This is a genomic window from Muricoccus vinaceus (assembly GCF_042433125.1).
Taxonomy (GTDB): domain Bacteria; phylum Pseudomonadota; class Alphaproteobacteria; order Acetobacterales; family Acetobacteraceae; genus Roseomonas; species Roseomonas vinacea.
In genome coordinates, this window is the sequence record NZ_JBHLVZ010000005.1 from 327,700 (window position 1) to 341,905 (window position 14,206).

At 73.0% G+C, this 14,206-nt stretch carries 14 protein-coding genes and 1 riboswitch; of the genes, 9 read left to right on the forward strand and 5 right to left on the reverse strand.

The features are described from left to right. Nucleotides 1-90: 90 nt before the first annotated feature. Nucleotides 91-522, reverse strand: coding sequence for a PaaI family thioesterase (locus tag ACFFIC_RS07995; RefSeq protein WP_377049644.1), 432 nt, complete (start codon nucleotides 520-522; stop codon nucleotides 91-93). Further along, on the reverse strand, nucleotides 519-1,928 hold the full coding sequence (locus ACFFIC_RS08000; protein ID WP_377049645.1) for an MATE family efflux transporter: 1,410 nt from the start codon (nucleotides 1,926-1,928) through the stop codon (nucleotides 519-521). The genes ACFFIC_RS07995 and ACFFIC_RS08000 overlap by 4 nt, the downstream gene beginning before the upstream one ends. 128 nt (nucleotides 1,929-2,056) lie before the next feature. Here ACFFIC_RS08000 and ACFFIC_RS08005 point away from each other — a divergent pair, with 128 nt between their 5' ends. The 3 genes from ACFFIC_RS08005 (at nucleotide 2,057) to ACFFIC_RS08015 (ending at nucleotide 4,518) form a co-directional block, all read left to right on the forward strand. Continuing rightward, nucleotides 2,057-3,088, forward strand: coding sequence for an alpha/beta hydrolase (locus ACFFIC_RS08005; RefSeq protein WP_377049646.1), 1,032 nt, complete (start codon nucleotides 2,057-2,059; stop codon nucleotides 3,086-3,088). 109 nt (nucleotides 3,089-3,197) lie between these two features. Then, a complete protein-coding gene (locus ACFFIC_RS08010; protein WP_377049647.1) occupies nucleotides 3,198-4,043 on the forward strand; it encodes a fumarylacetoacetate hydrolase family protein in 846 nt (281 codons plus the stop codon). 64 nt (nucleotides 4,044-4,107) lie between these two features. After that, complete coding sequence (locus tag ACFFIC_RS08015; RefSeq protein ID WP_377049648.1) at nucleotides 4,108-4,518, forward strand: hypothetical protein; 411 nt, start codon at nucleotides 4,108-4,110, stop codon at nucleotides 4,516-4,518. 45 nt (nucleotides 4,519-4,563) lie between these two features. Here the strand turns inward: ACFFIC_RS08015 and hpxZ are convergent, their stop codons facing one another. Together hpxZ and ACFFIC_RS08025 are read right to left on the reverse strand one after the other, a co-directional pair. Continuing rightward, the gene (hpxZ, locus tag ACFFIC_RS08020) at nucleotides 4,564-4,947 is read right to left on the reverse strand and encodes an oxalurate catabolism protein HpxZ (RefSeq protein ID WP_377049649.1); all 384 of its coding nucleotides are present in this window, start codon (nucleotides 4,945-4,947) and stop codon (nucleotides 4,564-4,566) included. 33 nt (nucleotides 4,948-4,980) lie between these two features. After that, nucleotides 4,981-5,937: an SDR family oxidoreductase gene (locus ACFFIC_RS08025; protein WP_377049650.1), complete on the reverse strand. Its 957-nt coding sequence runs from the start codon at nucleotides 5,935-5,937 to the stop codon at nucleotides 4,981-4,983. 223 nt (nucleotides 5,938-6,160) lie between these two features. Here ACFFIC_RS08025 and ACFFIC_RS08030 point away from each other — a divergent pair, with 223 nt between their 5' ends. Together ACFFIC_RS08030 and ACFFIC_RS08035 are read left to right on the forward strand one after the other, a co-directional pair. Further along, nucleotides 6,161-6,688 carry a PAS domain S-box protein gene (locus tag ACFFIC_RS08030; protein WP_377049651.1) on the forward strand — a complete coding sequence of 176 codons (528 nt, stop codon included), beginning with the start codon at nucleotides 6,161-6,163 and terminating at the stop codon, nucleotides 6,686-6,688. A gap of 128 nt (nucleotides 6,689-6,816) precedes the next feature. Next, a riboswitch (TPP riboswitch) is annotated at nucleotides 6,817-6,922 on the forward strand. Nucleotides 6,923-7,048: 126 nt separating this feature from the next. Beyond that, nucleotides 7,049-8,626: an ABC transporter substrate-binding protein gene (locus ACFFIC_RS08035; protein ID WP_377049652.1), complete on the forward strand. Its 1,578-nt coding sequence runs from the start codon at nucleotides 7,049-7,051 to the stop codon at nucleotides 8,624-8,626. A gap of 86 nt (nucleotides 8,627-8,712) precedes the next feature. Here the strand turns inward: ACFFIC_RS08035 and ACFFIC_RS08040 are convergent, their stop codons facing one another. After that, nucleotides 8,713-8,958, reverse strand: coding sequence for a hypothetical protein (locus tag ACFFIC_RS08040; protein WP_377049653.1), 246 nt, complete (start codon nucleotides 8,956-8,958; stop codon nucleotides 8,713-8,715). Between the two features lie 141 nt (nucleotides 8,959-9,099). On the opposite strand from ACFFIC_RS08040, the gene ACFFIC_RS08045 reads away from it, so the two are divergent. The 4 genes from ACFFIC_RS08045 to ACFFIC_RS08060 all read left to right on the forward strand — a co-directional run bounded on the left by ACFFIC_RS08045 (nucleotide 9,100) and on the right by ACFFIC_RS08060 (nucleotide 13,845). Further along, a complete protein-coding gene (locus ACFFIC_RS08045) occupies nucleotides 9,100-10,023 on the forward strand; it encodes a LysR substrate-binding domain-containing protein (protein ID WP_377049654.1) in 924 nt (307 codons plus the stop codon). A gap of 203 nt (nucleotides 10,024-10,226) precedes the next feature. After that, nucleotides 10,227-11,201, forward strand: coding sequence for a phytanoyl-CoA dioxygenase family protein (locus tag ACFFIC_RS08050; protein WP_377049655.1), 975 nt, complete (start codon nucleotides 10,227-10,229; stop codon nucleotides 11,199-11,201). A 72-nt stretch (nucleotides 11,202-11,273) separates the two neighbouring features. After that, a complete protein-coding gene (locus ACFFIC_RS08055) occupies nucleotides 11,274-12,626 on the forward strand; it encodes an aldehyde dehydrogenase family protein (RefSeq protein WP_377049656.1) in 1,353 nt (450 codons plus the stop codon). Nucleotides 12,627-12,663: 37 nt separating this feature from the next. Next, nucleotides 12,664-13,845 (forward strand): BaiN/RdsA family NAD(P)/FAD-dependent oxidoreductase, encoded by a 1,182-nt coding sequence (locus tag ACFFIC_RS08060; protein WP_377049657.1) that lies wholly within the window; start codon nucleotides 12,664-12,666, stop codon nucleotides 13,843-13,845. Nucleotides 13,846-14,206 lie beyond the last annotated feature (361 nt).

Here is a 14,206-nt window from a genome sequence, read left to right on the forward strand (position 1 = left end):
TTTCCCGAGCGCGGCGGGACGCAACCGATCGTAACGGGATCGGTCCGGCAGGTCACTGCCCAGATCCGTGCGGCCGATCAGCCGGGCGGATCAGTCGGGCAGCACGGCGCAGGTGATGCGGGAGACGCAGGCCAGGCGGCCGTCGGGGCGGCGGATCTCGGTTTGCCAGACCTGGGTGGAGCGGCCGGTGTGCAGGGGGCGGCACTCCGCCGTGATCTCCTGTCCCTCCGGCACGGGGGCCAGGTGGTTGGCGTTGATCTCGATGCCCACGACGTGGAAGCCCTCGGGGCTGGCCAGGAAGGCACCGACGCTGCCCAGCGTTTCCGAGACGACCAGCGAGATGCCGCCGTGCAGGACGCGCCAGGGCTGGACGTGACGGTGGTCCAGCACCATCGCGCCGCGGAGGAAATCCGGGCCGATCTCCGTGATCCGGAGGCCGAGGTGGCCGGAGGCGCTGCTGGCGAGGCGCTCGGTCGCCTCCTCCGCGCTCGCGGGTTTCTTCCAGATGGGGGCGGTGCTCATGGGGCGATGGGGGCAAGGCGCGCGCGCGGCGTCAAGCCGCCCCGGCGCGACAGGCCTGCCCAGCGCCAGCTCATGGCGCCGGCGACGCCGAGCAGGCCGATGACGAGGCCGGCCCAGATGCCGGCGGGGCCGAACCCGGCGGGGAAGGCGAGCGCCAGGGCGGCGCTGAAGCCCAGGGCCCAGTAGCCCCCGGCGGCGATCAGCATGGGCACGCGGGTGTCGTGCAGGCCGCGCAGCGCGCCGGCGCCGACCACCTGCACGCCGTCGCTGAGCTGGAACAGGCCCGCCAGGAACAGGAGGGTGGCGGCGAGCGCCGCTGTTTCCGGACCTCCGGGGTTGGCCGGGTCGAGGAAGAGGGCGACCAGGGCTTCGGGCGCCAGCAGCATCAGGGCCGCCATGGGGGCCATGAAGGCCGTGGACAGCAGGATGGCCGCCCAGCCGGCGCGCCAGGCCGCGCGCGGCCGGCCGGCGCCGATGGCCAGGCCCACGCGGGTGGTCGCGGCCTGCCCCAGGCCCAGCGGGATGGCGAAGGTGGTGGAGGCGATCTGGAGCGCGACGGCGTGGGCTGCCACCGCCCGGGCACCGAAGGCGCCCATCACCAGCCCCACCGCGCTGAACAGCCCGATTTCCAGCAGCATCTGGGCGGAGATGGGCAGGCCCAGGCGCAGGAGCTTGACGAGGCGGGCGGCATCCAGGCGCCAGAGGCGGCCGAAGAAGCGGTAGCGGCGGAGGCGCCGGTCGCGCAGCACGAAGAGGACCAGCGCCGCGAACATGAAGGTGTCCGCCACGGCGCCGGCGATGCCCGCGCCCTGCACCCCCAGCGCGGGCAGGCCGAGATGGCCGAAGATCAGCGCCCAGCCGAGGACGGCGTTCAGCGGCACGGCCAGCACGCCGATGACCAGCGGCGGCCAGGGCCGGTCCAGCGCCGCCATGAGGCCGCGCAGGGTGAGGAACATGCCGAAGAAGGGGATGCCCCAGAGCACAGCGCGCATGAAGCGCTGCGCTTCCTCGGCCAGGGCGGGATCCTGGCCCAGGGCGCGCAGCACGGCGCCGCCCTGCCAGAGCAGCAGCATGCCGGGGATGGCCGCCAGCACCGCGCCCCAGAGGCCGGCGCGCAGCGTGCGGCGCATGGCGCGCGCATGGCCGACGCGGCGCCCCCGCTCCTGCGCGAGCATGGCCGCGGCGGCGAAGGACAGGCCGAAACCGGGTGAGAGCATGGTCCAGAACAGGGTGCCGGACAGGGTAACGGCGGCCAGTGCCTCGGTGGAAAGGTGGCCGAGGAAGGCGGCATCGGTGGCCAGGAGGGCCATCTGCGAAAGGTTGGTGAGGGCCAGGGGCCAGGCGAGGACGAGGGTGGCCCAGGCTTCCCTCCGCCATTCTGCCGCTTCGGACGTTCTGCTGTTCATGGCCCCCATCTGGGGCGGCGCAGGCGATCTCCCCAGGTTGGCGGCCCCAGGTTGGCCACCTCGGCGGTTTGGTGTGTCATGCGCCGCGCGCCGCGCTGGCGGGGCGGAATGGTCCAGGAGAAAGCACGATGCAGCGCCGCGTTGTTATGGCGAGTCCTTTGATCGGGGCGGCGGCCCTGGCCCTGCCGGCCGCGGCCCAGCCCGCGGGGGTTGTGATGGACGAGGTCCTGATCGCGGGCTCGCAGCCCGGAACGCAGATCTACCTGCGCAACAAGCGGCCGGAGGCGGCGGCGGCGGCCCGGCCCGACCGGGTGGTGCTTTGCGTCCACGGCGCGACCTATCCGGCCAGCACGGCCTTCGACCTCGCGCTTTCGGGCGTGTCGTGGATGGACTACATGGCCGGGCGGGGCTTCGACGTGTGGAGCCTGGATCTCGCGGGCTATGGGCGCTCCACCCGCCCGGCGGGGGAAGTGGGCACGCCGCCGACGCGGGGCGAGCAGGCGGTGGCCGACATCGCCGCGGCGCTGAAGCACATCCGCGAGGCCCGGGGCGTGACCAGGACCGGGCTGATCGGCTGGTCCTGGGGCACGTCGCTGGTGGCGCGCTTCGCCGCGGACAATCCGGGGCTGGTGGACCGGGTGGTGCTTTACGCGCCGCTCTGGCTGCGCGATCCGGCCAACCGCGGGGCGGTGCCCGTGCCCGAGGGGCCCCTGCAGCCCTATCGCACCGTGACGCGGGCGCAGGCGCGCGAGCGGTGGCTGGCGGGGGTGCCGGACAACAAGCGGGCCGCGCTGATCCCGCCGGGCTGGTTCGAGCACTGGGCGGACACGACCTTCGCGACCGACCCGGAGGGATCGCGCCAGGTGCCCTCCGTGCTGCGCGCGCCGAACGGCGTGTTGCAGGACATCCGGGACCACTGGGATGCGGCGAAGCCCTTCTACGACCCGGCGAAGGTGACGGTGCCGGCGCTGCTGGTGCTGGGGGAATGGGACCGGGACACGCCGCCCTCCATGGCCAACACGCTGTTCCCGCAGATGGTGAACTCGCCGGGCAAGCGGCTGACGATCCTGGCGGAGGGCACGCACACGATGATGCTGGAACGCAACCGCGGCGCGCTGTTCCAGACGGTGCAGGTGTTCCTCGAGGAAAGCTTCGGCTGAGCGCCGCGCTTGCCGGGCGGGCCCGGCCAAGCGAAAGAAGCGGGCGACGGGGTTATGGGCGCGCGTTGGTGAACCGCGCGCCCCGGACGAAACGCGGGAAAGAGAAACCATGAAGCTGCTGCGATACGGTGCCCCGGGCGCCGAGAAACCCGGGATGCTGGACGCGCAGGGGGTGATCCGCGACCTTTCGGGCGTGGTGCCCGACCTGTCGGGAGAGGTGCTCTCCCGGGCGGGGATCGCGCGGCTGGCGGCGCTGGACCCCTCGGCCCTGCCCGCCGTGGAGGCGGGGGTGCGGCTGGGGCCGCCGGTCGGGGGGACGCGGAACTTCGTCGCGATCGGGCTGAACTACGCCGACCACGCCGCGGAAAGCGGGGCGGCGGTGCCCAAGGAGCCCATCATCTTCCTGAAGTCGCTGAACACGCTGGCGGGGCCGGACGACGAGATCGCCATTCCCCCCGACAGCCAGAAGAGCGACTGGGAGGTGGAGCTGGCCATCGTGATCGGGACCACCGCGCGGCGGGTTTCCGAGGGAGCGGCGCTGGACCACGTGGCGGGCTACGCGGTGTGCAACGACGTGTCCGAGCGGGAATGGCAGCTCGAGCGTGGCGGCACCTGGGACAAGGGCAAGAGCGCCGACGGCTACGGCCCGGTGGGGCCCTGGCTGGTGACGGCGGACGAGGTGCCCGACCCGCAGGACCTCGCCATGTGGCTGGAGCTGGACGGCAGGCGGATGCAGGACGGCTCCACGCGCACGATGATCTTCGACGTGCGGACGCTGGTTTCCTATGTGTCGCGCTTCGTGACGCTGCATCCGGGGGACATCATCACCACGGGCACCCCGCCGGGCGTGGGGCTGGGGATGAAGCCGCCGGTTTATCTGCGGCCGGGGCAGGTGATGCGGCTGGGGATCGAGGGGCTGGGGGTGCAGACCCAGCGGACCGTGGCCGCGACGTAGCGCGGGGACGCGGGACGGGGCCGCGGGTGCCCCGTCCCGCGCGGCGGGGCTGGAGGAGGTCGGCATGAGCGATGTGGGGGCGGAGGAGGCGATCCTCGGCCGGCTGGCGCGGGCGCACCGGCAGTGGCGCGAGGAACAGCCGCCTCCCCCGCCGCCGCCGCCGCCGGAGGAATTCGAGCGGCTGATGCAGCAGATCTTCCGCGACGTGCAGGCCGAGATGGACAATCCGGAGCACGCGGACGTGGTGGCGCTGCGCCAGGCACGGGAGGACCCGGTGCTGGCGGTGATCGGGGCGCAGATCGGGATCGTGGGGTGGCGGCTCTATGCCAGGGGCGGCGCGCGGCTGCTGGAGCGCAGCTTCCGGCGGCTGGAGCGCGACGGGCATCCCGGCTTCGTGGCAGCGGTCCAGCGGGCCTGGACGGGGATCGGCCTGGCCGACGAGGCGGGCGGCGTCTGGGAGGGGCCGGGGCGCTGAGGTGGCGGCCCATCGCCCTGCTGGTGCGGGGATGGGCCGGCCGGGTCAGCCCCCGGCGATCACGCTCACATGCGCCGAGACCACCCGCCAGCCCTCGGGGAAGCGGGCCCAGGCCTGGCTCTGGCGGCCGACCTTCCCGGCCATGCCGTCGCGGTGGAACATCGTGTTGGCGGTGGCGAAGTCGCGGCCGTAGGTGGTGATGACGGTGCGCGACAGGCTGCGCATCAGGCCCACCGGGGGGCGGGCGCGGCGGAAGGCGCGGATCTCGTCCATGCCGTAGAGGTTCTCGGCGGCGCCGTAGCGGATGGTCTGCGGGGCGTCGCGGAAGAGTTCCTCCAGCACGGGCACGTCGTTGGTGATCAGCGCCTGCTCGTAGCGGGCGAAGGCGGCCTCGACCTCGGCGCGCACCTCGGGGATGTCGATCTCCACGCGGGGGTCCTTTCGGGGTTCGGGGTTCGGGGTTCAGCGCCTGCGGACGAACCAGAAGCCGATGATCCCGGCCGCGGCCCACCAGGCCTTGGGGGGAATCCGGACGGCCGCTTCCTTCCGCAGGCCGCCATACACGCCATGATCCGTGGGCGCCGTGAAGAGGTTGCCATCCGTCGGCGCGGCCTTGGGGGCCTTTCCGAGGCCGCGGCGCATCACCTTTCCCATGGCCCAGCGGATCGGCGTGGGCGCGAGGGTGGACACCATGCGCATGGCCCAGGCGGAGGCGCCGACCGGGGCGGCGTTGCGCGGGTTCTCGATCAGGCCGGCGATGGTTTCCGCCACCGTGAAGGGGGAGGTGACGGGGCCGCCGACCTCGATCCGGTGGCCGGAGTGGTTGGCGCCGTGATGGAGGCCCGGCGTGTCCACCACGGCCGGGAAGACGTCGCAGACATGGATCTCCGGCCGGTCCTGGAGCTCGGCGCGCAGGGATTCCGAGAAGGCGCGGGCACCGGCCTTGGAGGCGGCATAGGAGGCGGCGAAGGGTGTGGGCACCCAGGAGCCGATCGAGAGGGTGTTGACCAGCACGCCGTGGCCCTGCCGCTTGAACAGCGGCAACACGGCATGGGCGCCGTGGATGCCGCCCATCAGGTTGGTCTGGACCGTGCGGGCATGGGCCTCGACCGGCACCTCCTCGAAGGGGCCGATGGCGCCGATGCCGGCGTTGTTGATCCAGACGTCGATGCGGCCGAAGCGGATGCGGGCGGCCTCGGCGAGCTGGCGCACGGCGAAGGCGTCGGTGACGTCGGTGGGGAAGGCGATGGCCTCGGCGCCCAGGCGCTCGCACTCGGCGCGCACGACCTCCAGCGTGTCGGGGCGGCGGGAGGCGAGGACGAGATGGGCGCCGCGCCGGGCGAGAAGCTGGGCGGTGGCGCGGCCGATGCCGCTGGAGGCGCCTGCGATGACGACGACGGCGCCGGGAATGCGGGGCATGGGGGTTCTTCCTCGGGGGTGGGCGGTGGCCTGCGGGGCGATAACCGGGGCGCGGGGCGCGGGTTCCCTGCGGGCCGGCGGAGGGTGCTTCCTGGTTTTCCGCGAGGCGGTGACGAGATTGTTTCGAAGGCAGGAACACACGAATGACTTGACGCTTTGTCCGGCGTTCTCACGTCCGCAGTGATCGAAGAGGCGGCAACGTGCATTCAGCGGGATCACCGGATTGATCGACCTCTGCTTCGGCCTGGCCCTGAGCGACGAGGAAGGCCGCCTGACGCAGGTGGACCGCACGCTGTGCGAGCTGCTGGGCTATGAGCCCGCGGCCCTGGTGGGGCGCACGATCGAGGCGCTGACCCATCCCGACGACTGGCCCGCGAGCCGCCAGCTGCTGGAGCGGCTGCGGCTGCACGACGAGCCGTTCAGCCTGGCCAAGCGGTATGTCCGGGGGGATGGCTCCGTGTTCTGGGCGCAGGCCTATGTGTCGCTCGTGCGGGACCTGCGGGGGTTCAGCGTGGTGTCGGCGATGATCCGGCCGGTGCTGCCGGCCACCCCCGTGCTGGCGCCCGGCCCGGTTCTGCCGGCGGTGGTGAACGAAGGGCTGGAGCGGGTGGCGGCGGAGAGCATCGCGCGGCCCGGGTCGATGCGGGAGGCGGGACGCAAGCGCCGGGGCTCGCCGGCCGGACGGCGGAGCACGGGGCTGGACCTGTCGGCCTTCGATGCGGGTCCGCCGCCGGGGCAGCTGCTGAACTGAGGCGCGCGGGCGGCCGCGCCCGGTGCGGCAGTGCGGTGCCCGCCGCGTGACGCGCGGTGGTGGCGCGCATCACGCAGGCTTGGCGGCGCCCGGACTTGCGCCGGTTCCACGGCGCTTCCATACCGCCCGAGGACACCGGGGGGAGCCCATTTCGGGCTGAGAGGCGGGGCAACCCGCGACCCCTGGAACCTGACCCGGTTCGGACCGGCGTAGGGATCGGTGCACCATGAGGACCACGCGCCCGCCTCGTGCGGAACCGCCCGCTTCCGGCCTTCGCGGCCGGCGGGGCGTTCGCGCGCACGTGGCCGCTCCGGTGCTCCCCCTCCCCTGCCCTTCCCGGGCGGGCTGGAGGAAAACAGGATGCACCGCCGTTCCCTGCTGACACGCGCCGCCGGGGCGCTGCCACTCGCCCTGCCCCTGGCGCATCCCGCGCTCGCGCAGCCGGCGCGCGCCCGGACCCTGCGCTTCGTGCCGCAGGCGGCGCTGACGGCGCTGGACCCGATCGTTCAGAACGCGACCATCAGCACCACGCACGGCTTCTGCGTGTTCGACGTGCTGTTCGCGACCGACGCGAAGCTGAACATCCACCCGCAGATGGCGGCCGGGCACGAGGTGAGCGCGGACGGGTTGCGCTGGACCATCAGGCTGCGGGACGGCCTGCGCTTCCATGACGGCGCGCCGGTTCTGTCCAGGGATTGCGTGGCGAGCCTGAAGCGCTGGTGCGTGCGGGACCTGTTCGGGCAGATCCTTGCGAAGGCGGTGGCGGAATGGGGAGCGCCCGATGACCGCACGCTGACGATCCGGCTGAACCGGCCCTTCCCGGCGATGCTCTATGCGCTGGGCAAGCCCGCCGGCGTGCCGCCCTTCATCATGCCCGAGCGGCTGGCGGCGACGGCGCCCGACAGGCCCGTGCCGGAGATGGTGGGCAGCGGGCCCTGGAAGTTCGTGGCCGGCGAGTTCAACCCGGGCAGCTTCGTCGCCTATGCGCGCAACGAGGCCTACCGGCCGCGCGACGAGGCGGCGGAGGGAGCCTCGGGCGGCAAGCGCGTGAACTTCGACCGGCTGGAGTGGCACATCATCCCGGACGGGGCGACGGCGGGAGCGGCCTTGCAGCGGGGCGAGGTGGACTGGGTGGAGTATCCCCTGCCCGACCTGCTGCCGCTGATGGCGCGGGACCGGAACATCCGCACGCAGATCTACGACCCCACGGGCTTTCTGGGCGTGATCCGGTTCAACCACCTGCACGCGCCCTTCGACAAGGTGGAGGTGCGCCGCGCGGTCAGGGACTGCATCAGCCAGCCCGACCACATGGCGGCGGTGGCGGCGCCCGGCGACTGGCGGGAATGCCATGCGCTGTTTCCCTGCACCCTGCCGGGGGTGGAGGAGTTCCCAAGCCCGCCGCGCGACATCGCGAAGGCGCGGGCCGCCATCCGGGCCGCGGGGGCGGAAGGGGCGAAGGTGGTGGTGATCAACCCCACCGACTTCGCGGCGGTGGCGCCGCAGGGGCGCCTGGCGGCGGATGTGTGCCGGCAGCTCGGCTTCGAGGTGGACCTGCAGGAGATGGACTGGGCGGCGATGCTGTCCCGCCGGAACTCGCGCGAGGATGCGTCGCACGGGGGCTGGAGCATCTACCCCACCAACTTCCCGTCGGCCTCCATCGCCAATCCGGCGGTGAATTCGGGCATCCGGGGCGACGGGCCGACGGCCTGGTTCGGCTGGCCGTCCGATCCCGCCACGGAGGCGGGGATCGAGAGGTGGCTCTATGCGTCCGATGCGGCGGCGCAGGCCGAGGCCTTCGCGGCCGTGCAGCGCTCGGCCTGGGAGCATGTGGGCTTCGCGCCCAGCGGCCTGTTCGTGCTGAAGACCGCGTTCCGCTCGGACCTTTCGGGCGTGTTGCAGGGACCGAACCCGTATCTGTGGAACCTCCGGCGCGGGTGAGCGCGGCGGCCTGACGCGGAAAGGGGCCGCCGGCAGTGCCGGCGGCCCCTTTCGTCTTCAGCGCGGCGCGGAAGCCGCGCCAGCGGTCAGGAGTGCTGGCCGCCGCCGCCGGTGGCGCCGCTCAGCTCCAGGAAATTCTGGGCGGGGGAGCGGTTGGTGTCGGCGAGCGGGGTGCGGCTGGCGGAGGCGGCGGGCGCGTCGGGCACGGTCATCACGCCGTCCACGGTCCAGACGGTACGGGCGGCAAAGGCGTTCGAGGAAACGAGCGCGCCGCAGAGGGCAACCGCGAGGCCGAGGGTGCGAAGGGTCTTGGTGAACATGGAGGCAGACATTATTTTATATTCCGTGTGAATGGCGGCGAGACATATCGTCGTCTTGTCACCTCATATGGGCCGCTGGCGGCCTTCTCCCACTTCACGGCATGGATGCCTGCCATTCGCGCGGTGGATGGAACCTTCCCGAAGGAGAGGACAATGCAGCGACGCCCGGACGAGGTGGGGCTGCGGCAGTTCGACCTGAACCTGCTGCCGGTGTTCGCCGCCCTGATGCGCGAGCGCAGCGTGACGCGGGCGGGGGAGAGCCTGTTCCTGTCTCAGCCGGCGACCTCCTCGGCCCTCGGGCGGCTCCGGGCCTTCTTCCATGATGAGCTGTTCATCCGGAACGGGCGCGTGCTGGAGCCGACGCCGCGGGCTGAGGCCTTGATGGAGCAGTTGGGGCCGGCGCTGACCGGCATGGCGGGGGCCGTGGCCGGCGCCATTCCCTTCGACCCCGCCACCGATATCCGCACCTTCCGCATTGGCATGAGCGCGGATATCGGCATGGCCATGGTGCCGGTGGTGCCGCTGCTGCGCGAGGCGGCGCCGCACTGCCAGTTCATCATCCGCACGGCGAACTACCGCAACATCCCGCACCTGCTGGCCTCGCGGGAGGCGAACACCGTGCTGGGGCTGGTGACCGACCTGCCGGCGGCCAGCAAGCAGCGCGTGCTCCGGCGCGACGGCTGGCGGGTGGTGCGGGACCGGGATTCGCCGGGGCCGGTGGACCTCGACAGCTATTGCGAGCGGCCGCACCTGCTGGTGACGCCAAGGGGCGACCTGACGGGCTTCGCGGACGAGGCGCTGGCGAGGCTCGGGCGCCGTCGGCACGTGGTGATGGGCGTGCCGGACTTTGGGCTGATGCCGGCGGCGCTGTCGGGCTCGGACATGCTGTGCCTGGTGCCCGAAGGGGCGCTGGAGGCGATGGCGGCCCTGGGGACGCTGTCGCGGCTGGTGGCGGACCCGCCGCCCTTTCCCTGCCCGGAGGCGATGACGCACATGGCCTGGCGGCTGGCGGTGGACCAGGACCCGAGCGAGATCTGGCTGCGGGGGAAGCTGGTGGAGTGGCTCGCCCGGCGGTGAGGCACCCGGGAGGACCGCGCCTCCGCATTGCCCAGCCGGGAACCACCGTTCCGAAACTCCGCTACACCTTCCCGTGACCGGGTCGCGGAGGGTTTGTTCGCTGCCGCACCCGGGCGGATAGGCGGCTATGATCGGTACCAGAAGCGAACGATCCGGATCCAGGATGGACCGGACGATGCCTCGCGTTGCGGGAAGCGGTTCCGATGATTGGCTACGCGCAGCTTCGCCCTGGCCACGGGTTCTCCTGGCGCAGTGCCGTGCCCTACTACCTCCAGCGCCTGGTAACGCCGCGCGGCCTCAGGGGCACGGTGTCCCGGGGCCTCGCGGCGGCGATCCGGATGCGCCACGGCGCGGGACCGGGAGGGCCGGCCGGAGCTTGCGTGGCGGCTGCCCTGGCAGGGCTGGACGCCGAGGGGCTGGCGACGACCGAGGACCTTCTGCCGGCCGATGCGATCCGGTCGATGCTGGATTTCTTCCGGCGCCAGCGCCTGATCGGGCCGGGCGGGCAGCCGATGGCGCTCGAGGACCTGCCGCCCGGCACGGGCATGGCGGCCTATCCGCTTCATACCGTGGTGGCCTGCCCCGGGCTGATGGAGGCGATCAACGCGCCGGACGTCCTGCGGATCGCCGCCGGTTATCTCGGCTGCGTGCCGACCATCTCCAGCCTGGGGGTGCGCTGGTCATTCCCTTCGTCCGGGCAGGCCGTCGGCTCCTTGTCCGCGCGGCCGGACCAGACGCAGCTCCTTCACCGCGATCCCGATGACTGGCGTTTCCTGAAGCTGTTCGTCTACCTGACCGATGTCGGGCCGGAGGATGGCCCGCACGTCTATGTGCTGGGGTCCCACAAGACCGCCGCGGACCTGCGGGCCAGGCCCTTCGAACTGGGGGCCGCCGAGCGGGCCTACGGGGCGGGAAGCATCCGGACCGTGACGGGGCGGGCGGGCACGACCTTTCTGGCGGACACGCACGGCATCCACATGGGAACGCCGCCCCGGGCCATGCCGCGGCTGATCCTGCAGGTGCAGTACTCGCTGCTGCCGGTGTTTGCCTTCCGCTACGCGCCGGTGGCGGCGGCCCTGCCGGCGCATCTCGACGCCTATACGAACCGGCTGATGGTGGCGCGCCCCGCGGAGGCCGGGCCGGATGGGGTGCCTGCCGGGGCGCGGGGCGCCGACTAGACAGACCGTTGCTGCGCGCGGCGCGGGTGCCCCCGGGCGTGCCACGCCGCGGCGGTCCTGCTAGAGCGGCGCATGGTTGACGCCCCCGCCCTTCTGGATGCCGCGCGCGCGCATGTCGCGACCGGCGCACCCCCCCTGCCCGCCCGCCGCGCCGCGCTGGAGGCGCTGCGGGACGGGTTGGAGGCGATGGAGGGAGAGGTTCTGGAGGCGCTGGCGGCGGATCTCGGCAAGTCGGCCTTCGAGGGCTGGACCTCCGAGATCATGCTGGTGCGGCAGGAGATCGCGCTGTGCCTGCGCCGTCTCTCGCGCTGGGCGGGGGAGCGGCGCGTGGGGGCGCGGTGGTTCCATCTGCCGGGGCGCGCGGCGCTGCGGATGGAGCCCAAGGGGGCCGTGCTGATCCTCGGGCCCTGGAACTATCCGGTGCAGCTCTGCCTGCTGCCGCTGGTCAGCGCGGTGGCCGCGGGGAACGCGGTGGTGCTCAAGCCTTCGGAGGTGGCGCCGGCCACGGCGGGGGTGCTGGGGCGGCTGGTGGCGCGCTGCTTCGCGCCGGGGCATGTGCGGGTGGTGGAGGGCGGGCCGGAGGTGGCGGCGGCGCTCTGCGCGCAGCCCTTCGACCACATCTTCTTCACGGGCGGCACGGAAACGGGGCGCCGGGTGGCCGAGGCGGCGGCGCGGAACCTGGCGACGGTGACGCTGGAGTTGGGGGGCGCGAACCCCTGCGTGGTGAACGCCGACGCCGACGTGGCGCTGACGGCGCGGCGGGTGGCCTGGGCGAAGTTCCTGAACGCGGGGCAGACCTGCCTCGCGCCCAATCACCTGCTGGTGCACGAGGACCGGGCGGAGGCGCTGGTGGCGGCGCTGCGCGCCGTGCTGGCCCGCTTCTACGGCGCGGACGGGCGCGGGATGCAGCGGGTGGTGAACGCGCGTCACCTGGAGCGCGTGCGGGCCTTCGCGGCACGCGGGCGGGTGGTGCATGGCGGTGCCGTGGACGAGGCGGCGCTGCACATGCAGCCGACGATCCTGCTGGACCCCGACCCGGCGCTGCTCAGGGAGGAGATCTTCGGGCCGGTGCTGCCGGTGGCGACCTGGCGGGACCAGGGGGAGCTGCTGCGGAGCTTGTCGGCCATGCCGCGCCCGCTGGCGCTTTACGTTCACACGCGGAATCAGGGCTTCGCGGAGGCGGTGGCGGGGGCGCTGCCCTCGGGCGGGTTCTGCGTGAACGAGGCGATCGTGCACTGCACGGTGCCGGACCTTCCCTTCGGCGGCGTGGGGCCGAGCGGACAGGGGCGGTATCACGGGCAGGCGGGGTTCGAGGCCTTCTCCAACGCGCGGGCGGTGTTCCGCCAGCCGGCGGGGATCGATCCGCCGATGCGCTACCCGCCCTACAAGACGCCGCTCTCGGTCATCCGGCGGATCATGGGATGATCCAGAGGATCATGGGATGATCCAAGGGGATCATGAGATGAGCGACTTCGACGCGATCGTGCTCGGCGCGGGGGCCGCGGGGCTGATGTGCGCCATGGCGGCGGGGCAGCGCGGGAAGCGCGTGCTGCTGCTGGACCATGCGGAGGGGCCGGGGGCGAAGATCCTGATTTCCGGCGGCGGGCGCTGCAACTTCACCAACACGGGCACGGAGCCGTCGCGCTTCTTCTCGAACAATCCGCAGTTCGCGCGCTCGGCGCTCAGCCGCTACACGGCGGGGGACTTCATCGCGCTCGTGGAGAAGCACCGCATCGCCTATCACGAGAAGACGCTGGGGCAGTTGTTCTGCGACGGCTCGGCGCGGGCGATCGTGGACATGCTGCTGGCGGAATGCGGGGCGGCGGGCGTGGACCTGCGGCTGCGGCACCGGATCACCGATGTGTCGCGCGCCGACGGGTTCCGGGTGGAAACGGACCGGGGGGCCTTCACCGCGCCGGCGCTGGTGCTGGCCACGGGCGGGCTTTCCATCCCGAAGATGGGGGCGACGGGGCTTTCGCTGGACCTTGCCCGGCGCTTCGGGCTGCCCGTGGTGGAGCCGCGTCCGGGGCTGGTGCCGATGACCTTCGGGGAGGAGGCGCTGGGGCTCATGCGGCCGATTTCCGGCGTGTCGTTGCCGGTGGAGGCGCGGGCGGGGGGATCGGCCTTCCGGGAGGCGATGCTGTTCACGCATCGCGGGCTGTCCGGGCCCGCGATCCTGCAGGTTTCGACGCCCTGGCGGCCAGGGCAGGCCGTGACGGTGGACCTCCTGCCGGAGGTGGATGCGGGTGCCTGGCTGCGGGCCCGGCGGGACGAGCGGCCGCGGGCGGCGCTGCACACGGTGCTGGCGGAGAAGCTGCCGCAGCGGTTGGCCTCGGCGCTGGGGACGACCCGGCTGGCGGAACACACGCGGCCCGTCGGGGAGCTGGGGAACAAGGCGCTGAACGGCGTGGCGGCGATGCTCAAGGGCATGGCGCTGACACCCGTGGGCACCGAGGGCTACGCCAAGGCGGAGGTGATGGCGGGAGGCGTGGACACGGCCGCCCTTTCCTCCCGCACGCTGGCGGCGAAGGACGTGCCGGGGCTGCATGTGGTGGGCGAGGCGGTGGACGTGACGGGATGGCTGGGGGGCTACAACTTCCAGTGGGCCTGGGCCTCGGGCTGGTGCGCGGGGTTGTCGGTCTGACGCCGTTCGGCGGGAGGCCTAGTCCTGGGTGCCGCCGGTGGCGCGACGAGGGCGCGGCGCACTCGGGGCCTCTTCCGCCGGGAGCTTGCCGGGCCTACCCGCGGCTGCCGCGCACGCACCGGTCGACCGGGGTTCCTGCCGGGGAACCTTCCTGCCGGGGAACCTTCCTGATGGTGCGGCCGCCCCGGGCCGATGGCACGGCCGCCGACGGGTCCGGGGAGAGGAAGAAGGGCTTGCTCTCCCCGGGGTGCCGCAAGCGATCTCAGCCCAGGGCAAGGCTCTCCGGCGTGAGGGCCGGCGCCGCTACCGGGTTGCCCGGGCTTGCCGGACGAAGTCGGCCAGTTCGCGGTTGTAGCGCGCC